The following is a 25116-nucleotide window of genomic DNA, read 5'->3' on the forward strand; positions in this document are numbered from 1 at the left end:
CCTTCGGGCCACAGCAACATTGCTTTACGCGCCGCCGCGAACTCGCCGCGATTGCATCGAAATCCCGCCGCCATCCTTGGTCATCCCTTCCTTGAGAGAGAAGGGACCGAGGCCATGATCAAGGAAGGTCTGGTCGCAATGGCGCTGATCGGCTGCGATTGCGACGCCAAGATGTGCGAATACATCCGCACCACGGACCAGCAGTGGACGAGCGTCGCGGATTGCGAGGCCGACATCCAGAAGCGCGTCGTGCGCCAGCAGGACAATTATCCGTTGGTGGTCGCGGTTTGCCGCGACACGTCCGAGACGCCTGTGATGGCCTCCGCCCAACCCTCGCCCACCGAGCAGGTCCAGCTCGCGGCAGGTTCGATCGTGGCCGAGGGCCGGCAAGGCGACGTCTCGACCGACAGCCTCGGCCGCATCACCACCGTGTTCAGGACGCTCAACGGCTACGTCTCCGTGCGCGACACGGTCGGCAGCACCTGGTCCAGCGCCTCGCAGCACGCGCTCGACACGATGTCCTGGCTCAAGGCGTCCGTGACGCCGGACTGGTTCTGACCACGCATCAGCGCGTGAAGCGCCCGGCGCCGTCCGGCACGACCGATCCGCAGAGCAGGCTCGGATCGACCATCGGCCCGCAGGCCTCGACCATCCGCCGCGACGCCTCGTTGGTCGCCGAGACGAGTTCATAGACCCGCTCGGCACCGAACTCCTCCACCATCCGGCGGATCGCCAGCGCATTGACGATCTTGCCGAGTCCGAGCCCCCGCGCCTTCGGATCGACCGAGACCAGCCCGACCCACGCGCTCCGGTGGTGCGGGCTGAAGCGATTATGCGGGAAGCAGCCATGAGCGAAGGCGACCGGGGAGCCGTCACGGTCCGCGATGATGACGCTCGCCTGCCCCGGCCCCTCGACCAGCAGTGCCCCCGGAAAGGGAACGATCCCGGCGTCCGAAACGAACTGCTGGACACGCCGGGTTGTAGGACCTTCGGGCTCCGTGAGCGCCGGCCCCAGCACGAGGCCGGCCGGCAGCCCGTCCGCCAGGATCGCCGCGATCCTCGGGCGTATCGTCGCCGCATCCGCGATCATCGTGTCCCAGGTGTCGAAGCGATATCCTCGCTCGGCGAGCCCGCTCGCATAGGCGCTGCGCTGCGCCGGCGAGACCATCCTGAGCCCGAGCATCCCCTGCTCGCCCAGGATCGCGTCGATGCCGGCCCATCCGATGCGGTCGGGGTCGTCCGTGCCATAGAAACGGCCCGCATTGTAAAGGCCGGGCGTCTCGTCGATCACCGCGCGCTTCTCCAGCGTCAGGCGCTGGAGCGCGATCTGCGCATCCGTTCCGAAAAAGCCCGACATCCGGGCACCTCGCTGGGTTGAGGCGACGACTATGCCATACCGGCGGCGGCCTTCAATCCCCGATAAAAGGTAGACGTGAACAGCTCCCGCGGGTCGTATTGCCGCTTCTTCGCCAGGAAGGCAGGCAGTTCCGGATAGGCCGCCATCACCTGCGCGCGGGTGTAGTGCAGTTGGTAGGGCAGGAAGAAGCGGCCACGGTGCTTGAGCGTCAGGTCGACCAGCTCGCGGGTCAGCGCCCGCATCTTCGCATTGCCGTCCTCGTCCGTCCTCTGGTTGACGTAGAGCACGAGCGAAAAGGCGTCCTCCTTCGCATAGGTCAGCGCCGTGTCCTCGGCATGCACGACGCGGATCGAGGCGTTGAGCAGCGGCAGCTCGCTCTTGCGCAGGATCTCGCGGGCGCCGGCGATGAAGGCGTTGTACTCGCTACGCGGGAAGAAATATTCGTGCAGGATGTCGGTCTCTTCCGGCAGGTCGTTGAAGAGATAGGGCACGGAATCGTGCATCGGGTTGTTGCGCGAGACCAGGCACGCCTCGCCCTCCGCCATCGCCGCCGTGCGCGGCACGGTGCAGCTCTCGAACTCGGGCTCGAGTTCCTTTTCCATATACCACTTGAACGACTGGAAGACTTCGCCGCGCTTGGCGAGGTTCATGATCAGCCGCTTGACACCGACCATGCCCGGCTCGCCGAGCGGTCCCATGTCGGGGGGCGCTGTATCAGCCACCTTGTCGTAGCGATAGACGATCATGTCCTCGAGGAAGTTCGACCGCGCCGTCGACAGGTGCCCGTAGAACAGGCCGAGGCCAGGATCGCCGACCATCTCGGTCTCGAACAGTTTCGGAAAATCCTCTGAGCGGATCACCGCACGCGAGGTCTGGTAGACCGCGTTCGGCACGATCTCCAGCACCGCCTTCAGCACGACGCCGAACAGGCCGTAGCCGCCGACGACATGGCGGAACAGGTCGGCGTTCTGGTCGCGCGAGCAGGTCGTCTTGTTCCCGTCCGCCAGCATCACCTCCAACGCCTTCACCGAGCCGACGATCGAGCCGGCCTGGTGGTCCATGCCGTGCGCGTTCACTGAGATCGAGCCGCCGACCGAGAAGATATCGGTCGACTGCATCGCCTTCACCGCGAAGCGCGGATGCAGCACGTTCTGGATATCGTGCCATGTGGCGCCCGGGCCGACCGTTACGGTCATCGCGGCCTCGTCGACCTCGATCGAGTTCAACCCCATCATGTCGAGCACGATCGCATGGTCGTCGAACGCCTGTCCGCCCATCGAATGGCGCACGGCGGCAAGCGAGACGGAGAGATTGTTGCCGCGGGCGAAGGCCAACGCATCGGCGACATGCTTCTCCTCGGCGACCTTCACCACACCGTAGACAGGCGTGCGCGACAGGGCGCTGACGTCGTTGATCGTACCGCCCTCGGAGGCCCAAGGCAGCGATGCGTCGTAGTAGGGATTGTCGAAGTCCGGCTCCTGCGGCAGCGGCACGCCGTCGAGATCGGCGATGCGCCCCGCATCCTTCGCACCGGACGGCGCCCGCATCAGCCGCGCCGCCGTCGCGCCCGCCCACACGGCGCCGCCGCCGACGATCGCAAGACCGAGAAGCGCGCGCCTGGACAACCGGAAACGTCTCGCTTGTTCCGCCATGAATTCTCCCCGCAGATCGGTCGAGCCGATGTCGCAGCGCGATGTAACCGGGAAATGGCGGCACGCAAAGCCGCCGCAACCGCCGATCCGTTCGCGGCATGTTGCGCGAGGCGAGCCTGATGGAATAGGCATGGGGCCTAGAGTTCACGGAGGAGAATACGGAATGAACCCATCAGGACAGGTCGCGATCGTTACCGGCGGCGGCTCCGGTCTCGGCGAGGCGACGGCGCGCGCGCTTGCCGCCAAGGGCGCGAAGATCGCGATCTTCGACGTCGGCATGGAGCGCGCCGAGAAGGTCGCGAAAGAGATCGGCGGCATCGCGGTGAAATGCGACGTCTCCAGCGCCGAAGGGGGCGAGAAGGCCTTCGCCGAAGTGAAGGAGAAGCTCGGGGCGCCGCGCATCCTCGTCAACTGCGCCGGCATCGGCATCGCCGCCAAGACCACTTCGAAGGACGGCGCCCACTCGCTCGACCTCTACCGCAAGGTGATCGAGGTCAACCTGATCGGCACCTTCAACATGATCCGCCTGCTCGCGGTCGGCGCCGAGACGCTCGACCCGCTGGACGGCGGCGAGCGCGGGGTGATCATCAACACCGCCTCGGTCGCCGCCTATGACGGCCAGATCGGCCAGGCGGCCTATTCGTCGTCCAAGGGCGGCGTGGTCGGCATGACGCTGCCGGTGGCGCGTGACCTTTCCCGCGCCGGCATCCGCGTGATGACGATCGCTCCGGGCATCTTCAAGACGCCGATGCTCGCCGGCCTGCCGCAGGACGCGCAGGATTCGCTCGGCAAGCAGGTGCCCTTCCCGCCCCGCCTCGGCGAACCGGCGGAATACGGCGCGCTCGCGGTCCACATCGTCGAGAACCAGATGCTCAACGGCGAGGTGATCCGCCTCGACGGCGCGATCCGCATGGCACCGAAATAGCATGTCTTGCAGGCCGGCCTGGTTCTGAAATAAGAGGAGCGCATCAGTCAGGATTTCTTGCGAGGCGACATGGACGACAAGCCGAAGGACGTGATCCGGGAAACGGACGCCGACGCCATCCGCCTCGCCAAGACCCTGCTGCGCGCTTCGCGTTACGGCGCTCTTGCCGCCATCGACCCTAAGGACGGCGCGCCGCTGGCGAGCCGCGTCGGCGTGGCGACGGACACGGACGGCAGCCCGCTGATCCTCGTCTCGGGCCTGTCGGCCCACACCGCCGCGATCGTGGCGGACCCGCGCTGCTCGCTCCTGCTCGGCGAGACCGGCAAGGGCGATCCGCTGGCGCATCCGCGCATCTCCATCTCCTGCCGTGCCCGCCGCTTCGAGCGCGACACGCCGGAATGGGCGCAGGCCGAGCGGCGCTATCTCAACAAGAACCCGAAGGCGAAGCTCTATGTCGGCCTTGGCGACTTCGCCTTCTTCCGGCTCGAGATCGATAAGGCGAGCCTCAACGGCGGCTTCGGCAAGGCCTATCTCCTGACGCGCGACGACCTTCTATCCTCCGGCCCGATCGAGGATTTCTCGAAGTCGGAGCAGTCGGCCGTCAACCACATGAACGAGGACCATGCGGACGCCATCGCCAACTATGCGATGCACTATGCCCGCGAGGAGAACGGCGACTGGCGCATGACCGGATACGATCCGGACGGCTTCGACCTCACGCTGGGCGACAAGGTTTTGAGGATTTTCTTCCCGCAACCCTTGTCGGTGCCCCGCGACGCCCACATGAAGCTGGTGGAGATGGCTAAGGAGGCCCGCATGGCTCTGGGCGAAAAAGCGGCAAAAACGCAGCACGCGCATTCGCACTCTTGACCTTCCATCTACTGGAAGCCCTATCTCCTGACCAACAGGAGAAAAGACCATGCAATTCACGTTGAAGATCGAAGGCATGACCTGCGGCGGCTGCGTCCGTTCGGTCGAGAAGGCTTTGGGCAGCGTTGGCGGCCTGACGGCGGCCAAGGTCGATCTCGCCAAGGGCGAAGCGGTGGTGGAGACGGAGAACGGCGCCGATCCGGCGCGCTTCGTCGCGGCCGTCGAGGACGCCGGCTACGACGCCCGGCTGGCAGGCTGAACCGGCGCCTGAGAGAAATGCCATGACCAAGGTAGCGCTCGACATCACGGGCATGACCTGCGCCGCTTGCGCGGCCCGGGTCGAGAAGGTGCTTTCGCGCGTCGACGGCGTCAGCCGCGCCGACGTCAACCTGCCGCTCGAACGCGCCAGCCTCGAGATCGACGGCGAGATCGACGCGGCGAAGCTGATCGCGGCGGTCGAGCGCGCCGGCTACGGCGCGACGCTGCGCCCGGACGACCGGGCCGCGCAGCGCAAGGCCGACGAGGCGCGCGAGGCGGCGCACCGGGCGGACGAGCGACTGACGCTGATCCGCTTCGCGGTCTCCGCCCTGCTCTCCATCCCGCTCGTGATCGGCATGCTGCCGATGATGCTGGGAACCGGCCATGCCTGGCTCGGCCCGTGGACGCAGGCGGCCCTCGCCACCGGCGTGATGCTGATCTCGGGCACCCGGTTTTATCGCGAGGCCTGGTCGGCGCTGCGCGGCGGCGGCGCGAACATGGCGGTGCTCGTCTCGCTCGGCACTTCGGCCGCCTATTTCTATTCGCTCTGGATGGTCTGGTCCGGCAACGCCCACGGCCACCTCTACTTCGAGGCGGCGGCGGTGGTGCTGACGCTGATCATGCTCGGCAAATATCTGGAAGCCCGCGCCAAGCAGGGCGCGTCGGCCGCCCTTGCCGCCTTGGGCAAGCTGCAGCCGCAGCAGGCGGAGCGCAAGACCGCCTCGGGGACGGAGATCGTCGCAACGGCGAGCCTGTCCCCCGGCGACGTGGTGATCGTGCGGCCGGGCACCCGCGTGCCGGCCGACGGGCTGATCGTGGCCGGCGCCTCCAGCCTCGACGAGTCGCTGGTCACCGGGGAGAGCCTTCCGGTCGAGAAGAGCGAGGGCGCCGCCGTCGTCACCGGCACCGTCAATGGCGACGGCGTGCTGGAAGTTCGTGTCTCGGCGGTCGGCGCCGACACGCGGCTGGCGCGCATGGCACAGCTGGTCGAGGACGCGCAGCTCTCTGAAGCGCCCGTGCAGCGTCTGGTCGACCGCATCTCGGCGGTGTTTGTTCCCGTCATCATCGCGGTCGCCATATTGACCTTCCTCGGCTGGTGGATCGCCGGCGACATGGCCGCCGGCTTCGACGCGGCGATCGCCGTGCTCGTCATCGCCTGCCCCTGCGCGCTTGGCCTCGCCACGCCGACGGCGCTCGTCGCCGGAACGGGTGCGGCGGCAAAGGCCGGCATCCTGATCCGCGACATCGGCACGCTGGAGAAGGCCGAGTCGATTAAAGTCGTCGCCTTCGACAAGACCGGCACGCTGACGCTCGGCCACCCCGAAGTGGTCGAGGTAATCGCCACCGACGACGACACCGCCAACCTGCTGCGCAAGGCGGCGGCCATCGAGACCCGCAGCGAGCACCCCCTCGCCCGCGCACTCATGACGCGGGCGGCGTCGGAAGCCGGTGAACCGCTCACCGCCACCGGGGTATCCGCCACGCGCGGCAAGGGCATGAGCGGCACGGTTGCCGGCGCGTCGATCGCCGTCGGCAATGCAAGGATGATGACCGAGCTCGGCATCGCGCAGGATCGAATCGATGCGCTCAAGGCGCGGTTCGCGAAGACGGGTACGCTGTCCTTCGTTGCGGTGGACGGCGAACTCACGGGCGGCGTCCTGTTCGCGGACCGGCCGCGCCCGGAGGCAGCGATAGCGCTGCGCGCGCTGGCCGAGGAGGATGTCCGCACCGTGATGCTCACCGGCGACAACGAGGAGGCCGCGCGCGCCATCGCCGCCGACATAGGGCTCACCGATTTCCGCGCCTCGCTGCTGCCGGAGGACAAGACCGAGGCGCTGCGCGGCCTGACCGAGGACCCAAAGTCGATCGCCTTCGTCGGCGACGGCCTGAATGACGCGCCAGCCTTGGCGGCCGCCGGGCTCGGCATCGCGATGTCATCCGGCACCGACGTCGCGCGCGAGGCGGCCGCCATCACGTTGATGCGGCCCGACCTCAGGCTGGTGCCGGCCTCGCTCGACATCGCGCGGCGCACGCGCCGCACGATCATGCACAACCTCGCCTGGGCCTTCCTCTATAACGTGATCGGCATACCTCTGGCGGCGCTCGGCATGCTGTCGCCGATCCTCGCGGGCGCGGCGATGGCGTTCTCCTCGGTCTCCGTGGTAACGAACTCCGCGCTCCTCGCGCGCTGGAAGCCTCGCCACCTCGACTGAACCGCAGTGCAACGCCTGATCCGCATTTCCGACCCGGACGACCCGCGCATCGCTGCCTTCCGCGACATCCGCGAGCGCGACCTCGTCGGCCGCGAGGGCCGCTTCGTGGCGGAAGGGCGCGTCGTGCTGAACGTGCTGCTCTCGGCCGCACGCTACGAAACGGAAGCGGTTCTCCTGCTGGAGAACAGGGTGGGCGGGCTGGACGAATTGCTGCCGATGATCCCGGATCATGTTCCGGTCTACGTCGCCGACGCAGCGACTATGGACGGCATCGCCGGTTTCCACATCCATCGCGGCATCCTGGCAATCGGCCGGCGTCCGGCACAGCAGCCGGTTGCCGACCTCCTGTCGAGCCTACCGGAAAATGCGCTGGTGGTGGCGCTCGCCGGCATCTCGAACCACGACAATATGGGGGCGATCTTCCGCAACGCCGCAGCCTTCGGCGCGGATGCGGTGGTGCTGGACCCGACCTCGTGCGATCCGTTCTATCGCAAGGCGATCCGCGTCTCGGTGGGCGCGATCCTCAAGACGCCGTTCGCGACGGCCACGAGCCTGGACGACATGATCGGCGGGTTGAGCGCGGCGGGCTTCCAGATCCTGGCGCTGTCGCCGCGCGGTGAGATGGAGATCGGCGAGGCGCCCGCGTCGGCACGCACGGCGCTGCTGCTCGGCAGCGAGGGCCACGGCCTGCCCGCCGACCTGATGTCGCGCCTGACAACGGTGCGCATCCCGATTGCGGAAGACTTCGACAGCCTGAACGTGGCCGCCGCGTCAGCGGTTGCCCTGCACCGTCTCTGGCGCGGCTGAACCGGCGGCGGAAGCCGCCTTCTGCAATGCCTTGACGCGATCCGCCAGGCTGACGATCCGCGATGCGCCGCCATCCTGTCCCGCGTCGGCCGTGTCGAGAATCCGTGCGATCGGGGAGCCGGGGCCGTCGAGCATCGCGGTCAGGTGCACCACCTCGGCCGCGAGGTCGTTGATCTGCTCGCGCAGCAGCGCACTGTCGCGCTTTTCGTCGTCCCAGTCCTGCACCTTCGACCGTTCGAACGCCTCGACTTCGGAGCGCAGCCTCTTGTTCTCGCGCGTCAGCACGCCAAGCCTGTCGGCCTGGCGGTCGCGCTCCCGCTGCAGGCTACCGATCGCCTTGTCGATGTCGCTGCCCGTGGCACCGGACAGGAGCGTCGAGAGCTGGAGTTGCAGTTCGGCGACTTCCGCCTCCAGCTTCACGCGGTCGGCCTGCGCCTGGGTCAGCTTCGAATCCAGGTCGCTGCCCCCCTGCGAGGCGGTCTTGATCTCGTCGCGCAGGCGCGCCAGCTCCTTCTCGCGGCGGGCGAGCTTCTCCTCGCGGTCGGACACGGTGGACATCAGCCGCTCCAGCTTGCGGTCGAGCTCGGCCGAGCGCTTGCGCTCGTCCTTCAAGGCTTCCTGCGCCGCCTTGCTCTCGGCGGCGATCTCGCGCAGCCGCTTCTCGGCATCCTTGCGCTCGCTCTGCAGCAGGCCGACATTGCCGGCCAGCCGGTCGAATTCGGTCTCTCGGGCGACCAGTTCGACCTGGCGGTTGCTGGCCGTCAGCGTCGCCTCGTCATAGAGCTGCCCGAGCCTGTCGATCTCTCGCGCCCGGTCCTCCAGCATATCCTCGGCCTCTGCAAGCCGTGCAGTCAGGCGTTGGAGCTGTTCCTCGCGGTTGCGCAGTTCCGCGCGAAGTTCCCCTGCCCGCGCATCGAGCTCGGTGATCGTCCGGTCGCGATCCGTGCGCTCCTCGGCGAGCCGCCTCAGCTCGTCGCGGTTGCGGTTGATCTCGATGATCTGCGCCGAAGCCTTGTCGCGGAAGTTCTTGATGCTCATCTCGAGCCGGCGCGTCGACATCGCAAACTCCGCGCGCATGCGGTCCTTGTCGGCCTGGATCTCGTTGACGGTCAGCGGCAGCGATGCCTCGAGCCGCCTGCGGGTGAGGCTGACGGCCCGCCGCCAGATCGCCGGCGCGACCATCAGGGCGAGAAATCCCGCCGTCAGAAAGCCCAGCGAAAAGAACAGGATGGACTGGATCAAAAGGTTCGTTCCGGGCGGTTCGGCCGTGTCCCCAGGCGCCCGACCTTCAGGACGACGCGCCTCTCCGCTCCCTTCGGACCGGCAGCGTAGATGTGCCACATCGGGACCGGACGAATCCAGCCCCGATGAGATTTACTTTCGCTTAACCCTAATGCGGCGGATCAGAAGGGATTCCAGGTCGGCCGATCGGTGACCTTGAGATAGCCGACATTGACGCCGAGCCGGGCGCCGACGCCAGTGCGCACAGGCACGAGCAGCACGCGGCCGTTTTTCATCACGTTGAAGCCGAGGCCGGCGACCATGTAGGCCGAACCCGCCACGCCGCCGAAGCGGCCGTAGACCGCATCGATCGAGTCGAGATTGTAGACGAGGATCATCGTGCGCGAGCCCTGCCCGCCGAAGTCCCAGCCCACCGACGGCCCCTGCCAGAATACGCGGTGGTCGCCAGCGTTTTTTGTATAGAGCGTGCCTTCACCATAGGTCAGGCCGCCGACCAGTGCGCCAGACCCTTCCTCGCCGAGCACATAGCCGTTCGGCAGCCCGTAGGAGGCGAAGATCTTTTCGACGACGGTGGCGAGGCCGCCCGACGTCGCGCCGAAGAACTTGTGTCCGGAATCGACGATCTCCTGGGCCGTGTATTCATTGGCGCGCGCACTCGCGGCAAAGGCCACGGCAAGCACCGCGAACGCAGCGACGATGGACAGGGCGCGCATGCCGCGCGCGAGGATCTTAACAAGCATTACAACCATTCTCCCTTCCTGGGAGCACCCTGTTCCGACGCCTGGCCGCCGCGGCTCTTCCGGCCGCATGGCAACGATCCGGCAACCCTAGGCGCTAATTCTTTTTCAACCATTAATCCGTCAAATGATGATGTTTCTTTCATGACCTCGACGGCGGCGCACGCAGCCGTTTGTTGCCGAGTTTCGGGTCGCCGTATATCCGGAACATGCGGGTTTCATTGTTGATTCGCGGTCCGTGGCGGGCGTGGACACCGCTCGTTTCGCACGTTGGCGCATCAGGGGATTTTTCGAGAATGGCGGACCTTTTCACCCTTTCGGCTCCGGAACTCGCCGCACTTCTGTGCAGCCGGGTGTGCCACGACATCATCTCGCCGGTCGGCGCGATCAACAACGGCCTTGAACTGCTGGACGAAGGGGGAGCGGACGAGGATGCGATGAGCCTCATCCGCACGAGCGCCCGCAACGCCTCGGCGCGTCTGCAGTTCGCCCGCATCGCCTTCGGCGCCGCCGGTTCGGCCGGCATGCAGATCGACACCGGCGATGCTGAGGCTGTCGCCCTCGCCTACGTCAAGAACGAGAAGCCCGATCTCGAATGGGTCGGCAAGCGGGCGCTGCTGCCGAAGAACAAGGTCAAGCTGATCCTCAACCTGATCCTGGTCTCGATCGGTGCAATTCCGCGCGGCGGCAAGATCCGCGTCAACCTGGACGACCTCGACACCGCGCCCGTATTCACCATCACGGCGGCGGGGCCGATGGTGCGGGTGCCGCCGAAGTTTCTCGAACTGCATTCGGGCGCCAAGCCGTCCGAGCCGATCGACGCGCATTCGGTGCAGCCGTACTACACACTGCTGCTCGCCCGCGAGGCCGGAATGGAGATTTCGATCCGCGCCGGCGCAGAAGAAATCGTCTTCACCGCCCGCTGAGGCCCGGCACGGAGAGTATTTCTTCGCCAGACGAGTATATTTTTAAGCATCGTATTTGACGGTTTTTTACCGTCGGTCGTCTAACATGCCTGTGGATCATCCCGGAACGGCGCCGTCCCGGGGACGCCAAGCCAAGGACAGACCGATGAAGCGCTGCATGATCGTCGACGACTCCAGTGTGATCCGCAAGGTCGCCAAGCGCATTCTGACGGGACCGGAAATGGTCGTCGTAGAGGCGGGCACCGGCGCCCAGGGCCTCGACATGTGCGCGGCACAGATGCCCGACATCATCGTCGTCGACGGCGGCCTGCCGGACATGCCGACGGTGGAGTTCATCCGCTCGGCCATGGCGATCCCGTCGGCCGTGCGGCCGCGCATCATGATCTGCATCCCGCAGTTCGACCTCGGCGCGATCATGCGCGCAAAGAGGGCCGGAGCCGCCGGCTATCTGATGAAGCCGTTCAACCGCTCGCAGCTCCTCGAACGTTTCCGCCAGGTCCAGCAGGCGGCGTGAGCGAATAAGCGAAAACAAGCGGCCGGCCGCGTCAACCGCAACCGGCACATGGGGAATTGTCTCCCCTATTCTCTTATTGGCTGTTCGCCGGTTTATGCGGTAGCGCGCAGTTCTTCAGGCTCGCGCAGAACATAGCCGCGGCCCCAGACAGTCTCGATGAAGTTCTGTCCGCCCGAAGCCGCGTCGAGCTTCTTGCGAAGCTTGCAGATGAACACGTCGATGATCTTGAGTTCGGGCTCATCCATCCCGCCATAGAGATGATTGAGGAACATTTCCTTGGTGAGCGTGGTGCCCTTGCGGAGCGAGAGAAGCTCCAGCATCTGGTATTCCTTGCCCGTCAGGTGAACGCGCTGGCCACCCACTTCGACGGTCTTGGCGTCGAGATTGACGATCAGGTCGCCGGTGGCAATGACCGACTGTGCATGTCCCTTCGAGCGGCGGACGATGGCATGGATGCGCGCCACGAGCTCGTCCTTGTGGAAGGGTTTGGTCATGTAGTCGTCGGCGCCGAAGCCGAGCCCGCGCACCTTGTCCTCGATGCCGGCCATGCCGGACAGGATCAGGATCGGGGTCTTCACCTTGGAGAGGCGCAGCGTCCGGAGCACCTCGTAGCCCGACATATCCGGGAGATTCAGGTCCAGGAGGATAATATCGTAGTCGTAGAGTTTGCCGAGATCGACGCCCTCTTCGCCAAGATCCGTCGTGTAGACATTGAAGCTCTCCGACTTGAGCATCAGCTCGATGCTCTGGGCCGTTGCACTGTCATCTTCAATCAGCAGGACGCGCATTTCATTCCCCTTCTCCGCCGCCGTGCCGGAGCACCAACCGGCCCAGGACAGTGATTGCCTGATTCAGAGGCTGCCATTGAATGGTTAACAAAATCTGATTCCATTATGCAAGTGCAATCAGGCTTTGGGAACTCTTCGCAGCACGCTTTTGAATCCAATCGTGAATCACCAACCGAACTTGTTAAACCGACACATTAGGAAATCGACCGAACCTGGTGTTTCGGATTCGCTGTTGCGAATATCGGTCCCCACCGATCGATTTTTACCGGCCCTTAAGCCATGGACCGTATGATTAACAATGCGCGTAAACGAAAGGTTACCAGGATCGTCCTGCCTTAAGATTTTGTTTGGCACGATGGTTCAACCTGTCGGATGAAGCGCCCGGGGCGCCCGTCAGGGCGGTTTTGGGCAAGTGGTTGAGTTGAGTATGTGTTTCTGGAGTTCACCATGATTAAGTCACGCGAGAATCTCGTCCGACTGAAGAAATTCCAGGCCAGCGAGAAACGCCGCCAGCTTCTTCAGATCGAGATGATGGTGGCCGACTTCGAGCGGATGGCAAACGAGCTCGAGGCACAAATCGCCTCCGAAGAGCGCAAGGCTGGCATCACCGACGTCAATCACTTCGCTTACCCCACCTTCGCGAAGGCGGCGCGCCTGCGCCGCGACAATCTCAAGACGTCGCAGCACGATCTCCTGCAGCAGAAGGCCGGTGCCGAAGCCGCCCTTGCCGAGGCCGAGGCCGAACTCGCCAAGGCCGAGATGCTGGAGAACCGCGATACGCGCCAGCGCGAACTCGAGGCCGATGCGCGCCGCGCCGTCGGCTGAATTGCCCTTGGGTTGATCTATCGCGCGAGCCGCTTGCGCGAACCTTACGCCCGGGGCTTCGTTCCGCTATAGGGACCGGATGCGGTTCCTGCTCCCGGCCGTCCTGTGCGGCGCAACCTTTTCCTTCGCGCTGGGCATCACCCTGCCGCTGATCCGGGTCGACCGCTTCCTGATCCTCTCCGACGAACCGTCCCTCGTCGCCATGGTTGCGAGCCTCTGGAACGCGGGCGAATGGGCGATTGCCGGCCTGATCCTCGTCTTCTCGATCGTTTTCCCGGCTATGAAACTCTATCTGCTGCACACGGCAGCGTTCTCGGCGGCGGACGACGGTCATCGCCTGCCCGGATGGTTCCGCAGCCTGTCGAACTGGTCGATGCTGGATGTCGTGCTGGTGGCGCTGGTGATCTTCGCGGCAAAGACGAGCGGACTCGCGACCGCGATCACGCAGCCTGGCCTGTGGTTCTTCGCCGGATCAGTAGTGCTGACAGTCCTGGCCGCGGCGCTGGTGAAGTCCCGAGCCGCGGCGAAGTGAGCCTGAAGATCAGTGCCTGTATTGCTGGATGCGGGTGGTGCGCAGCCCCGCGAGGCCGTATTCGTCGATCGAGGCCTGCCAGGACAGGAATTCCTCGGTGGTGAGTTTGTAACGCTGGCACGCCTCTTCGAGGCTGAGGAGACCGCCGCGAACGGCGGCCACGACTTCGGCCTTGCGGCGGATGACCCAGCGACGCGTGTTCGACGGAGGCAGGTCGGCAATGGTGAGGGGACTGCCGTCCGGCCCGATGACATACTTGACGCGCGGTCTGATCAGATCGGTCATCATACTCTCTAAACAACGCACTTACACTCGATCCCGAACACAATACCGCCACAGGTTTAAAATTTGCCTAAGCGGAAAGATCGAATTCGATCGCTTCCAACATACTGTTTTTATTGAATTTTCGAATTTAGCGACGCCTTGGGGCGACAGTCGCGTGGCACATTGCGGGGGCTTGACCTATATTGTCGCGAGCGCCAAACCGGCGTCTCCATGGCCATGCAGCGATGACACAGAACAGCCTCGACCTTCCCGGACGTCCCGAAGACACGCGCGTCGTCGTCGCGATGTCGGGCGGCGTGGATTCCTCCGTCGTCGCAGGACTGCTCAAGCACCAAGGCTACGACGTCGTCGGCGTCACGCTGCAGCTCTACGACCATGGCGCGGCGACCCACCGGCCCGGCTCGTGCTGCGCCGGGCGCGACATCGATGATGCGCGCCGCGTCTCCGAGACGCTCGGCATTCCGCATTACGTGCTGAACTACGAGCAGCGCTTCCGCGAGGCGGTGATCGACCCGTTCACGGCGAGCTACGCCGCCGGCGAGACGCCGATCCCCTGCGTCGCCTGCAACCAGACGGTCAAGTTCGCAGATCTCTTGGCGACGGCGCGCGACCTCGGCGCGGATGCGCTCGCTACCGGCCACTACATCCGCTCGCGGGCGAACGGTGCTCACCGCGCGCTCTACCGGCCGGTCGACGCCGACCGCGACCAGAGCTATTTCCTTTTCGCCACGACGCAGGAGCAGATCGATTTCCTGCGCTTTCCCCTCGGCGACCTGTCGAAGCCGCAGGTGCGCGAGCTCGCCGCCGAGATGGGCCTGTCGGTGGCCCAGAAGCAGGACAGCCAGGACATCTGCTTCGTGCCGCAGGGCAAGTATTCCGACATCATCGCCAAGCTCAGGCCTGAGGCGGCTTCACCGGGCGAGATCGTCCATCTCGACGGGCGCGTGCTCGGCCGCCACGAAGGCATACTGCACTATACGATCGGCCAGCGGCGCGGCATCGGCGTGGCGACCGGCGACCCGCTCTATGTCGTGCATATCGACGCGGCGCATGCGCGTGTCGTTGTCGGCCCGCGCGAGGCGCTGGAGACGCGCAAGGTGATCCTGCGCGACATGAACTGGCTGGGCGACGCGCCGCTTGAGGACCTGCCCGCCGAGGGTATGGAACTCTTCGCCAGGGTGCGCTCGACGCGACGCCCCGCGCCCGCGATTCTGCGCTGGTCGGAGGGACGGGCGGAGGTAGAGCTTTCGGCTGGCGAGCAGGGCGTGGCCGCGGGCCAAGCCTGCGTGCTCTACGACGGCAAGGGAGACGGCGCCCGCGTGTTCGGCGGCGGCTTCATTGCCCGCTCGCAGCGCGCGCCCGAGGCCGAGGCCATGCTGCGCAGGATGGACGTGGAAGGCTCGCGCCTGCCCGCCTGAGGCTACTCCGCCGCGATCGCAGCGTTATGCCCGACAAAGCCGGCGATCTCCTCGCAGATGCGGTCCTGGTCGGCTTCCGAGAGATAGGGGTGCATCGGCAGGCACAAGATGCGCTGCGGCAGCGCCTCCGACACCGGCAGCCCGCCAGGCGTGCGCGGGAACTTCTCATACGCCACCTGCAGGTGCAGCGGCTTGACGTAGTAGATGACCGACGGAATGCCCTGCGACTGCAGATGCGCCTTCAGCCCGTCGCGCACCGGGGTCTCGATCGCATACTGCGCCCAGGCCGAGCGATTGTCCGCCGGCATGCGCGCCGGCTTGACGATGCCTGAAAGCCGCTCGGCATAGCGCTTCGCGACGGCCTCGCGCGCGACCATCTCTTCTTCCAGAATGGCGAGCTTCTCAATCAGAATCGCGGCCTGGATCGTGTCGAGGCGGGAATTGAGGCCGACATGCACGTTGTCGTACTGCGTCTCGCCCTTGCCGTGAAAAGCGAAGGAGCGCAGCCGTTCGGCCAGCGCGTCGTCATTGGTGAACATCGCGCCGCCGTCGCCGTAGCAGCCCAGCGGCTTGGCCGGATAGAAGCTGGTGGAGGCCACGTCGCCGAAGGCGCCGCACTTCACGCCCTTGCGCACGCCGCCGATGGCCTGCGCGGCGTCCTCGATGACCATCAGGCCCTCGCGCGCGGCGATCGCGCCGATTGCATCGTAGTCAGCGGCAAGCCCGAACAGGTCGACCGGGATGATCGCACGCGGCTTCAAGCGCCCCTCCGCTTTGACCATGGCGATCGCCGCCTCGAGGCTTTCGACGTCCATGTTGTAAGTGTCGGGATCGATATCGACGAAAACCGGTTCGGCCTTGGCCAGCGCCACCACCTCGGCCGTCGCCGCGAAGGTGAAGCTCGGCACGAAGACGGCGTCGCCAGGGCCGATTCCGCTGGCATAGAGCGGCAGGAGCAGCGCATCCGTGCCGTTGGCGCAGGCGATGACGTTCTTCACCCCGACATAGTCGGCGAGCTGTTTCTCGAAAGCGGCAACCTCCGGCCCGAAGATGTATTTGCCTTCGTTCACCACCTTGTCGATCGCGGCCTTGAGACGGTCGTTGATGCGTGCGCGCTGGGCCGCGAGATCGATGAACTGCATGGGTCGCCTTTGTCGGGTCGTGTAGCGGGGCGGCCGAAGGCCGCCGGCGAAGATGCCGTCATAGTTGGATCCGCCGCCCTGCGCCAGTGGGGCGGTTTCACACACGTCCCTGCCCTGTAAGGCTGGGTGATCGCGTCAGTCGTGCGTCACGGTGCCCGCGGTGAGGATCCTCAGCACGCCGATCGCCTCCTCGCCGCTGGTGCGCGGCTCCGCGCGGGTCTCGATGCAGGAGAGGAAATGCTGCAGTTCGCGCGTCAGCGGCATGCCCTCGCCCACCGGCACGTAGGTCGGCTCGTTGGCGGTGAAGGCCCAGTGGCCGCTGTCCTGCCAGACCGCGTGGCGGTAGACGGCGAGCTTGCGCTCCCACGGCTCGACGTCGTCGAACACCGCCATCGACTTGGTGCCGACCACCGTCAGCCGGCGCTCGCGATAGGGGTTGAGCCGCGAGGTGAAGAGATGGCTCCTCAGCCCATTGGGAAAACGCATGTGCAGATGCGCGAAGTCGGAGAGATGGTCGAGCAGCGCCGCCCCCTCCCCGCGCACCTCGACCGGTGCCGCTCCGGTGATGGCGAGGATCATCGAGAGGTCGTGCGGCGCGAGGTCCCACAGCGCGTCGTTCTCGGTGTGGAACTTGCCAAGGCCGAGGCGGTGCGAGTGGATGTATTTGATTTCGCCAAGGTCGCCGCGGTCGATCAGGTCCTTCAGCGTCTCGAAGGCGGGGTGGAAGCGCAGCACGTGGCCGGTCATGAAGATGCGCCCTGCCGCTTTCGCGGCGGCGACGGAGCGCTCCGCATCGGGCACGGTGAGCGCGATCGGCTTCTCGACCAGAACGTCCTTGCCCGCTTCGACAGCACGGATCGCCATCTCGGCGTGAAACTGCGGCGGCAGCGCCATCACGATGGCGTCGATGTCGTCGCGGGCGAACAGGTCTTCCGGCGCTATCGCCAGCACCTCCTGCTCGACGGCAAACCCCTCGGCGCGGGCGGGATTGGCATCGGAGACGGCATGGAGGGCACCCAGCGACTTCAGGGTGCGGATATGGTTGCTGCCCCAATATCCGCAGCCAAGGACTGCTATGCGCGGCGCCATGCGTGTCGTTCCTGGAAAATGCCGCAGACACATAGCCAGCGAATGGGGCGAACTCAACCCCGCGCCCGATAAGACGTTGCGTCAGCGGCTGTGCGCCGCACGAGCACGACGGCCGGCGCAGGCCTGCGGCAACGCGTATCCCAAGACTTCGAGCGCCAGTCAGGCAGTGACGCGATCAGGGCATGTGATTGGCAGGAGCCGCGCGCCGCGGAATGCTTGACATCCCGTTCCGGCCCACACTATATCCCGCGCGTCCCAGCAAGGCCTCGCGCCCTGCCGCATGCGACCTGGGGCGGAGTAGCTCAGTTGGTTAGAGCAGAGGAATCATAATCCTTGTGTCGGGGGTTCAAATCCCTCCTCCGCTACCATCGTTTTTATAACGAGTGAACGAATAGCATTGATCGCTTCTCTGCGATCTTTGTCGTTGGAGTCCAGCGCCTGCTGCGGTCCCTTGACCAGTTCGTCCCATTCTCCTGGGTGTCGCATTACCCGTCGCTGACCGATCGACAGCGATCGGCGCTGGTGGAACTGCACTTACCAAAACGGCATGCGGTCGGCGTCGAGCTTCAATTCGATCAAGAGGGGTCGATCGCGGTGCTCGATCGCCTCGCGAACCGTGTCGAGATCGGCAGCGCTTCTGACGATAACACCCTGCCCTCCCAGCGCGTCGGCGATGGGCGCGAAGTCCGGCCAATCAAAACGACTGATGGAAGGATCCATCTGCTTGTCGCGCAACTGGGCGTACTCGGCGCCGTAGCAATTGTCGTTGCAAAGGATGACGATCAGATCCGTCCGGTGGCGAACCGCCGTGTTGAACTCGCCAAGGCCTCCGAGCATGAAGCCGCCGTCTCCTATCGTCAGCACTACCGGTCGGCGGGGTTCGGCGACGGCGGCGCCGATCGCCTGCGGCAGACCAAGCCCGATCGAGCCGAAACTCGCAGTCTGGACGTAGAGTCTGGGGGACTCGACGTCGAGATACTGCATTGCCCTGATCATATGGCGACCCGCGTCTGTTACCAGAACCCTGTCTGCCGGAAGGATCGCATCGAGCCGGGGAAGCATGTCGACATAGTCGAGGGGACCGCCCTCGCCCTCCGCGGGCGTTGTTGGCGGATAGGCCGCAAGCCCCGTCGCGGGCAGTTCTCCACGGAAACCGGACGGCGCAATTTCTGCCTCGTCGAGCCAGCGGATGATTCCGTCCACTGCCTCCGCGACGCTTCCGACCAGCCCGACGTCCGGCGCGTGGCCCCGACCAATGCCGGCAGCATCGGCGGCGACCTGCACGATCCGCTTGCCCTTGACGAAACCGCCATCCGACGTGGTGTGAAAATTCAGGCCAGCGCCGAAGGCCAGGATGCAATCGCTCGCCATGATGGCATCGACCGCCTTGGGCGTGCTCAGCGTGCCCATGATGCCGAGATTGTGGTCGGCGTCCCGGAAGAGGCTTCTCGCTCGGAGCGTCGTCGCGACGGGGGCGTCGATCCGCTCCGCCAATCGCAACATGGCAACCCGCGACGCATCGTCGATAGCGTCCCGTCCCGCTAGCACAATGGGGCGCCTCGCCGTCGCGATGATCCCGACGGCGTTTTCGAGATCCTCGACGGACGGCACGACGACCGGCTTCGCCATCGATGCCAGCATCGGCGGAAGGTCGGCTTCCACCGGCCGCCACATGAGATCGGCAGGACAGTTGAAAGCAACGGGTCGACGCTCGGCCTGGGCGCGGCGGATGGCGCGGGCAAGGTCATCAACGGCGGTTTCCGGCCTATGCAATTGCTCAAAGCCCGCGCCCGTGGCGACGATCAGGTCGCGCTGGGCAATGTTCTGCAGATTCTGGCGATCGCCGTATATGGTGTCGCCGCAGATCAGGACCATCGGCGTGCCGGCCTTCACGCCCTCGGCGAGGGCGGTCAGCGTGTTGGTCACGGCCGGGCCGTGCGTGACGGTGGCGAAGCCGACCTTGCCGGACACCGACGCGTAGCCCAGCGCCATGAGTGCAGCGCCGTTCTCGTTGGCGGCTGCGACGAAGCTGCCCGCGTGGGCGCGCACGAAACAGTCGATCAGATAGACGTTGGCGTCGCCGGTGACACCGAACAACGCTCCGACTTCAGCCTGAGCGAGGGCGCGCGCGAGCGCTTCGTAGACCTTTATCGTCGTAACCATGATCGAAAACCCTCTCGCTCTCCGGCCAATGCCCACGCAGATGGTTATCGGCACAACATAGTAGTCTCACTATATGGACATCTCACATCCATTCTCGACTGCCGGATACGAATGTCGCAAAGCCGCATTCTCTCCACCATTCCTGCTATATTGCGCGCGATGCCGTCCAGTCCAGCAAAAGAACCTGGCTGCAGGAGATGTCTGGTCAATGCGCGAGCGCATCCGATTGAACTGGGATTGTCCCACATCGTAGGAGATGATAGTGGAATACTTGTCGCGTATGGACGCGCGGCAGATTTTTGACGTTTGCCGTTTGTGTCGGCGGGAGGAACACATGATTGACAAGACATTCTGGACTGGCCTGTCGGCGTCCGCGCTTCTGGTGGGAGGCGTCCTTCTAGGTGGTTCGGCCGCGGCGGCCGACAAAGCGTGGCTGGAGAAGCTTGAACCGAGGGTCCTGAAACTGGCCGACTTCTCGGGCGATCAGAATGCCAATTTCGGCCGCGCGATGGTCGAATGGGAGCAGGCGGTGACCAAGTTCACGAATGGCAAGATTACGTTCGAGAACTACTGGTCGTCGTCGCTGTTGAACGCGGTCAATACGCTCGACGGCGTGGGCGACGGCGTTGCCGATATTGGCCTCATCATCCCCACCTATTACCCGCAGAAACTGCCGGTCGGCGCTTGGCTCTTTGGCCTCGGCGGCGCGCTCAGCGGTTCGACCGTTCATGACGTAGCAGCCGGCGGCGCCGCAGCACTGGAGACGGTCCTCACCCTTCAGCCCCTTACCGACGAATACGCCTCGCACAACCTCAAAGTCATGCAGGCCACCTCCACGCCGGCCTACAACCTGCTGTGCAACAAGCCCATCTCCTCGCCTGAGGAGGCTGCCGGCAAGCGTGCGCGCGCGATCGGCGCGGTATGGTCCGATACCGTCACGGCGCTTGGCATGACCCCGGTCAGCATCGCCTGGAACGAGTCTTACGAAGGCCTCCAGCGCGGCGTGTTTGACTGCATGGTCATCAACCCCAACCAATATGTCGACGGATTGATTCTCAAGGATGTGGCGCCGGAATACGTGCCTGTGACGATGGCGCAGCTGCAGGCCTCGACATGGGTGATGAATCTTGAGGCTTGGAACAGCTTCCCCGTCGAACTGCAGAACTTCATGACCGAGGAATCCGTCCGCGCCGCCGCCAACATCTGGAAGGGCTACCTCCAGATCGAGGCCAAGGCGGGCGACCTCATTGCCGCGGGCAAGGAAGTGCACACCAACGACGTTTCCAAGCTCGAGCCCCTCGCCAAGGCGCAGCGCGAGGCGGCCGTCGCGAAGCTCGCGAGCGTTGCACCGCCGACCGTCACCGACGCGCAAGGCGTCGTAGACAACTACCTGAAGCGCATCGCCTATTGGACCGACGCGCTCGTTGCTGAAGGCTACCCGGTCGCCGACCGCACGCCTGAAGCCATCCTGAAATCCTTTGCCGGCCTGCGCGACGTCGACCTTTCGGACTTTTCCAAGAAATTCAACGACGAGGTCACGCCCAAGCTGAAGAAGTAGTCGCGGCTTGTCCCGGTCGACCCCGCCTTGCAAATTGCGGGCGGGGCCGATCCACTTCGGCGCCTCGCGGCGCCGGATTCCTTACTTTGCATTGGAGGGCCGACCACGTGATGTCCGAGACCAAGCACCACATCAGTGAGCCGTCCTTGCCGACAAGGCTTCCTGTCGCCCTCCGGATCATCGACCGCATGAGCGGTCTGGCGTCGTTCGGCGCGGGCGTGGCGCTCGTATTGCTCGTTCTCAACATCTGTGTCGATGTCGTCGGCCGCACCTTTTTCCACACGCCATTCCCCGGCACGCTGGAATACACAGCCTACTGGTGGATGCCGGCGCTCACCCTGCTGGCTTTTGCCGTTACCGAGAGGGGACAGGAGCACATCAAGGTCACGATCATGCTCGATGCGCTTCCCTTGCGCATGCGACAGCTGGTGGAAGGATCGTTCGGCATTGTGGCCGTGCTGCTGACAGCCGCCCTCGCCTACTACACGCTGGTCGATGCCTTGCAGAGCGCCCGGGTCGGCCAGACGACTCCTTCAGCTCCGCCCGTCCCGATCTGGCCTTTTAAGTTTGTCGCGGTCGTCGGTCTCGCCCTGCTGACGCTCCAGGCCGCGGCCACCACCTATCGCTACTTCGCCCGCTACCTTGCGCGCGAGCGCGATGTTCACGAATTCTCCGACATCCAGGCGACCGGCGCGCCCGCTCCGCGCAAGCACAGGATCGGCGGTTTCGTTTTTTTCGCCGGGCTACTGGTCGCGGCTGCGGCCGTGCTGACAATGGCCTTCGGCGACCTGCCCAAGGAGATGATCGGCGCGATGGTCATCATCCTCAGCATCGTGCTCCTGCTGATGGGAATACCAGTCGGAATCGCGATCCTGGGGGCCGCGGTCGTCGGGCTGTGGTCGCTCAGTGGACTGCGCGTCGTGACTTCGACGCTGAAGGCGGTGGCCTTCGATGGCGCGGCATCCTGGTCATACAGCGTCATCCCGATGTTCATCCTGATGGGCATGATCCTGTGGAAGTCCGGCCTGACCACCTCGGCCTTCGAGACGGCGCGCCGCTGGCTCGGCTGGATGCCCGGCGGTCTCGCGGTAGCGACCAATTTTGCCGGCGCCATTCTGGCGGCAAGCAGCGGAAGCACGATCGGGATCACCTACGCGCTTGGCCGCGTCTCGATCCCCGAGATGCTGAGGTCCGGCTACAGCCCCCAGCTTGCCGTGGGCAGCGTCGCAGCGGCCGGCACACTGGGCCAGATCATCCCGCCCAGCCTCCTGCTCGTGGTCTATGCCGGCGCGGCGTCCGTTCCCGTCGGCCAGCAGTTGCTCGCCGGCGTGGTGCCAGGCCTGATCCTCGCGGCCGCCTTCGCGCTGCTAATCGTCGTGATGGTGATCCTGAAGCCGTCCATGGCGCCGCGCGCGGATATGACCGGCATCAGCTGGGGGATGCGGTTCGAGTCTCTCGGCAATCTTCTTCCGATCGCAGTCGTCGTGGCGATCATCATCGGAGGACTCTTCGCCGGTATCTTCACGGCGACCGAGTCCGGCGTCTTCGGCATGCTCGCCGCACTCGTCTTCGGAACGATCCATCAACTTCGCAGCGGTGATTCATGGCGGCAGATCGGGGTGACCCTGCGCGAATCGATTGTCGGGACGCTCACCGGGACCGCCTCGGTCTTCCTGCTGATTATCGGGGTCGTGGTTCTGACCCGGGCCATGGCGCTGAGCCAAGTGCCGAATACGCTCGCCACAGTCATCGTCGACATGGGGTTGGATCGTGTCGAACTGCTGCTGATCCTGATTGTCGTCTATCTCGTACTCGGCATGTTCATGGACACGCTGGCGATGATGCTCCTGACCATTCCAGTCCTGTTGGCCCCGCTCAAGGCAGTTGGGGTCGATCCGCTCTGGTTCGGCGTGTTCCTCGTGGTGATGGCCGAGGTCGGACTGCTGACGCCACCCCTCGGCATCCTTTCCTTCATCGTGCACCGGATTGCGTCCGATCCGGCCACGAATCTGGGAAGGCGCATCTCGCTCGCCACCGTCTTCGTGGGGGTGATGCCGTTTGCCCTTACATCGATCTTCGTGGTGCTGCTGCTGATCGCAATACCCGACATCGTGACTTGGCTGCCGGGCGCGAGCGCTTCGCAATAGGTCGGCGACCAGTCGAGAGGCAGCGCAAGAGAATTGTCAGGCGTCCTTCGAACGCACGGCGTTGATCTCCTGGCGCAGGATCTGCGCCCAGTGCGCGACTCCCTTCTCCTCAATCTGGTTGGCGAGGCCAGCAATGCTCAGGGCGAGGTAAGGCGCTTCCGGAACCACCATTCCGATGCCTATGACGTCCCTGGCGACGTTGCCACGGCTGACGGAGTATCCGGTCGCCAGCGTCTGATCGACGAGCTCGCGGACCTTGTCTTCCGTCAGTGTCGAATAGGCCGTCAGGTAGGGCGCGATCGTCTTGATCACGTTCTCGCGCAACTCCTCGTCCAACGCAGCAAGCAGAGCTGTCGCGCCGGCGCCAACCCCCAGGAAACGGCGCTGGCCGACTTCGACCGGGATAACCCTGACGACGGAGTTGCCCTCTGTCTTCAGAACGCAAGTCGCCTCGATGCCGCTGCGGCTCAGCAGATAAGCGGTGACGCCCGTCTTCTGGGCGACGCGATCGACCACCACGCGCCATTTGGCCAGATCGAGCGCGCTCTCGTTGAATGTCAGGCCGAGCTCATATGTCAGCTGGCCGATGAGATAGCGACGGCGCTCCGTATCGTGTTTTACCAGCCCTTCGTCGACCAGGCATTTCAGGATGCGATGGGTCGTGGAACGCGGCAACCCCAGCGCCTGCGTCACGTCTGCGAGGCTGGCGCCCTGCGTACCGCCGCGTCCGATGCGCCGCAGGATGGCGGCCGCGCGCCGGACCGCCTGTGTGCCGTCGGTATTGCCCTCTCCGGCCGACCTACCGGCGATGCCGGCAGCAGCGGGTGATCGTGATCTCATTCGAGTTCGCTCGCATGGCTCCGGGACCGTCCCGAATGCGTCCAGTCCGGTGTGACCGAACGGCGCTCTGCAGACAAGGCCTCCTCGGTCAGGAACTTCGTTGTGCTCCAACCGCCGTCCACCGCGAGAACCTGCCCGTTGATCCAGGATGACGCCGGCGACGATAGGAAAAAGATGGCTTGCGCGACGTCCTCGGGGGTGCCGAGACGCGTCGCGGGCGTCATGTCGACATTCATGCGCCGGAATCGTTCGTCCGCCATGCGGTGAGCCGTCATCGGCGTCGCGACCACGCCGGGTGCGACCGCGTTGGTGCGAATGCCCGAGGAGCCATACTGGCAGGCCAGGTGTGTGGTCAGGCCGTTTATGCCGGCTTTTGCCGCGGAATAGGCGCCGCCACGCAGACCGCCGACAAGGGCGTATGTCGAGCTGACATTGACGATCGTCGCCTCCCGGCCAAATATCTTGAGCGCCTCGCGGCAAAAGCGGAAGGGCGAACGGAGCATCACGTCGAGGAAGAGATCCAGTGTATCGTCGTCGGTCTCATGCACTGGCTTGGGGCTGCCGATTCCGGCGTTGTTGACCAAGTGATCGAGCCGGCCGAATCGTTCGATTGCGAGTTCGACAGCACGACGCGGCGTATCGTCGTCGCGCACGTCGGCCGACAGCGTGACGACCGGCACAGCGCCACCCGCTAGCTCCTTTTCCATCGCGGCGTTCTTTTCGGGGTCTCTCGCCACGCCGACGACCGCGATGCCGGCCTCGACGAACATTCGCGATGTCGCGAGACCGATGCCACTGGATGCTCCGGTGATGAGGGCCACGCGCATC

General features: G+C 65.1%; 24 protein-coding genes and 1 tRNA gene. 14 read left to right on the top strand and 11 right to left on the bottom strand.

Translation table 11 applies throughout. The features are described 5' to 3' along the window. Nucleotides 1-114: 114 nt before the first annotated feature. Entirely contained in the window at nt 115-558 is a 444-nt protein-coding gene (locus B9Z03_RS21920; protein ID WP_085466156.1) for a hypothetical protein, read from the top strand. A 7-nt stretch (nt 559-565) separates the two neighbouring features. Here B9Z03_RS21920 and B9Z03_RS21925 read toward each other — a convergent pair whose 3' ends face one another. After that, nucleotides 566-1357: a GNAT family N-acetyltransferase gene (locus B9Z03_RS21925; RefSeq protein WP_085466157.1), complete on the bottom strand. Its 792-nt coding sequence runs from the start codon at nt 1355-1357 to the stop codon at nt 566-568. Nucleotides 1358-1386: 29 nt separating this feature from the next. Further along, complete coding sequence (locus tag B9Z03_RS21930; protein ID WP_085466158.1) at nt 1387-3009, bottom strand: FAD-binding oxidoreductase; 1623 nt, start codon at nt 3007-3009, stop codon at nt 1387-1389. 163 nt (nt 3010-3172) lie between these two features. Between B9Z03_RS21930 and B9Z03_RS21935 the strand changes: the two genes are divergently transcribed. The 5 genes from B9Z03_RS21935 (at nt 3173) to B9Z03_RS21955 (ending at nt 8082) form a co-directional block, all read left to right on the top strand. Further along, a complete protein-coding gene (locus tag B9Z03_RS21935; protein ID WP_085466159.1) occupies nt 3173-3934 on the top strand; it encodes a 3-hydroxyacyl-CoA dehydrogenase in 762 nt (253 codons plus the stop codon). Between the two features lie 69 nt (nt 3935-4003). Then, nucleotides 4004-4804 carry a HugZ family pyridoxamine 5'-phosphate oxidase gene (locus B9Z03_RS21940; protein WP_085466160.1) on the top strand — a complete coding sequence of 267 codons (801 nt, stop codon included), beginning with the start codon at nt 4004-4006 and terminating at the stop codon, nt 4802-4804. Nucleotides 4805-4853: 49 nt separating this feature from the next. Next, entirely contained in the window at nt 4854-5063 is a 210-nt protein-coding gene (locus tag B9Z03_RS21945) for a heavy-metal-associated domain-containing protein (RefSeq protein WP_085466161.1), read from the top strand. A gap of 22 nt (nt 5064-5085) precedes the next feature. Next, nucleotides 5086-7275 (top strand): heavy metal translocating P-type ATPase, encoded by a 2190-nt coding sequence (locus B9Z03_RS21950; RefSeq protein ID WP_085466162.1) that lies wholly within the window; start codon nt 5086-5088, stop codon nt 7273-7275. A gap of 6 nt (nt 7276-7281) precedes the next feature. Then, nucleotides 7282-8082, top strand: a complete 801-nt coding sequence (locus B9Z03_RS21955) for a TrmH family RNA methyltransferase (RefSeq protein WP_085466163.1) — start codon at nt 7282-7284, stop codon at nt 8080-8082. Here B9Z03_RS21955 and B9Z03_RS21960 read toward each other — a convergent pair. Both B9Z03_RS21960 and B9Z03_RS21965 read right to left on the bottom strand, forming a co-directional pair. Continuing rightward, complete coding sequence (locus B9Z03_RS21960; protein WP_085466164.1) at nt 8047-9324, bottom strand: coiled-coil domain-containing protein; 1278 nt, start codon at nt 9322-9324, stop codon at nt 8047-8049. The genes B9Z03_RS21955 and B9Z03_RS21960 overlap by 36 nt on opposite strands. Before the next feature lie 161 nt (nt 9325-9485). Further along, nucleotides 9486-10064, bottom strand: coding sequence for a DUF1134 domain-containing protein (locus B9Z03_RS21965; protein WP_085466165.1), 579 nt, complete (start codon nt 10062-10064; stop codon nt 9486-9488). Nucleotides 10065-10357: 293 nt separating this feature from the next. On the opposite strand from B9Z03_RS21965, the gene chpT reads away from it, so the two are divergent. Further along, nucleotides 10358-10987, top strand: coding sequence for a histidine phosphotransferase ChpT (chpT, locus tag B9Z03_RS21970; protein WP_085466166.1), 630 nt, complete (start codon nt 10358-10360; stop codon nt 10985-10987). 145 nt (nt 10988-11132) lie between these two features. After that, complete coding sequence (locus B9Z03_RS21975) at nt 11133-11501, top strand: response regulator (RefSeq protein WP_085466167.1); 369 nt, start codon at nt 11133-11135, stop codon at nt 11499-11501. Between the two features lie 92 nt (nt 11502-11593). Here the strand turns inward: B9Z03_RS21975 and ctrA are convergent, their stop codons facing one another. Continuing rightward, entirely contained in the window at nt 11594-12289 is a 696-nt protein-coding gene (gene ctrA, locus B9Z03_RS21980; RefSeq protein WP_085466168.1) for a response regulator transcription factor CtrA, read from the bottom strand. A 450-nt stretch (nt 12290-12739) separates the two neighbouring features. Between ctrA and B9Z03_RS21985 the strand changes: the two genes are divergently transcribed. Together B9Z03_RS21985 and B9Z03_RS21990 are read left to right on the top strand one after the other, a co-directional pair. Then, nucleotides 12740-13114 carry a flagellar export protein FliJ gene (locus tag B9Z03_RS21985; RefSeq protein WP_085467809.1) on the top strand — a complete coding sequence of 125 codons (375 nt, stop codon included), beginning with the start codon at nt 12740-12742 and terminating at the stop codon, nt 13112-13114. A 79-nt stretch (nt 13115-13193) separates the two neighbouring features. After that, nucleotides 13194-13646 carry a paraquat-inducible protein A gene (locus B9Z03_RS21990; RefSeq protein WP_085466169.1) on the top strand — a complete coding sequence of 151 codons (453 nt, stop codon included), beginning with the start codon at nt 13194-13196 and terminating at the stop codon, nt 13644-13646. Between the two features lie 9 nt (nt 13647-13655). Here the strand turns inward: B9Z03_RS21990 and B9Z03_RS21995 are convergent, their stop codons facing one another. Then, complete coding sequence (locus B9Z03_RS21995; protein WP_080920703.1) at nt 13656-13931, bottom strand: CtrA inhibitor SciP; 276 nt, start codon at nt 13929-13931, stop codon at nt 13656-13658. A gap of 224 nt (nt 13932-14155) precedes the next feature. On the opposite strand from B9Z03_RS21995, the gene mnmA reads away from it, so the two are divergent. Next, nucleotides 14156-15349 carry a tRNA 2-thiouridine(34) synthase MnmA gene (gene mnmA, locus B9Z03_RS22000; protein ID WP_085466170.1) on the top strand — a complete coding sequence of 398 codons (1194 nt, stop codon included), beginning with the start codon at nt 14156-14158 and terminating at the stop codon, nt 15347-15349. Between the two features lie 2 nt (nt 15350-15351). On the opposite strand, the gene B9Z03_RS22005 is transcribed toward mnmA, so the two are convergent. Both B9Z03_RS22005 and B9Z03_RS22010 read right to left on the bottom strand, forming a co-directional pair. Continuing rightward, nucleotides 15352-16491: a DegT/DnrJ/EryC1/StrS family aminotransferase gene (locus B9Z03_RS22005; RefSeq protein ID WP_085466171.1), complete on the bottom strand. Its 1140-nt coding sequence runs from the start codon at nt 16489-16491 to the stop codon at nt 15352-15354. 135 nt (nt 16492-16626) lie between these two features. Beyond that, complete coding sequence (locus B9Z03_RS22010) at nt 16627-17580, bottom strand: Gfo/Idh/MocA family protein (RefSeq protein ID WP_085466172.1); 954 nt, start codon at nt 17578-17580, stop codon at nt 16627-16629. Nucleotides 17581-17871: 291 nt separating this feature from the next. On the opposite strand from B9Z03_RS22010, the gene B9Z03_RS22015 reads away from it, so the two are divergent. Next, nucleotides 17872-17948, top strand: a tRNA-Met gene (locus B9Z03_RS22015). Nucleotides 17949-18114: 166 nt separating this feature from the next. Here B9Z03_RS22015 and B9Z03_RS22020 read toward each other — a convergent pair. Continuing rightward, on the bottom strand, nt 18115-19743 hold the full coding sequence (locus B9Z03_RS22020; protein ID WP_085466173.1) for a thiamine pyrophosphate-binding protein: 1629 nt from the start codon (nt 19741-19743) through the stop codon (nt 18115-18117). 262 nt (nt 19744-20005) lie between these two features. Between B9Z03_RS22020 and B9Z03_RS22025 the strand changes: the two genes are divergently transcribed. Further along, nucleotides 20006-21301 carry a C4-dicarboxylate TRAP transporter substrate-binding protein gene (locus B9Z03_RS22025; RefSeq protein WP_244561812.1) on the top strand — a complete coding sequence of 432 codons (1296 nt, stop codon included), beginning with the start codon at nt 20006-20008 and terminating at the stop codon, nt 21299-21301. Between the two features lie 188 nt (nt 21302-21489). Next, on the top strand, nt 21490-23448 hold the full coding sequence (locus B9Z03_RS22030) for a TRAP transporter large permease subunit (protein ID WP_210191380.1): 1959 nt from the start codon (nt 21490-21492) through the stop codon (nt 23446-23448). A 36-nt stretch (nt 23449-23484) separates the two neighbouring features. Here B9Z03_RS22030 and B9Z03_RS22035 read toward each other — a convergent pair whose 3' ends face one another. Further along, on the bottom strand, nt 23485-24288 hold the full coding sequence (locus B9Z03_RS22035) for an IclR family transcriptional regulator (protein ID WP_085466175.1): 804 nt from the start codon (nt 24286-24288) through the stop codon (nt 23485-23487). After that, complete coding sequence (locus B9Z03_RS22040) at nt 24285-25115, bottom strand: SDR family NAD(P)-dependent oxidoreductase (protein WP_085466176.1); 831 nt, start codon at nt 25113-25115, stop codon at nt 24285-24287. Before B9Z03_RS22040 ends, B9Z03_RS22035 begins: the two co-directional genes overlap by 4 nt. Between the last annotated feature and the right edge of the window lies 1 nt (nt 25116).

The sequence above is a fragment of the Mesorhizobium australicum genome, assembly GCF_900177325.1.
GTDB classification, from domain to species: Bacteria; Pseudomonadota; Alphaproteobacteria; order Rhizobiales; family Rhizobiaceae; genus Mesorhizobium_A; species Mesorhizobium_A australicum_A.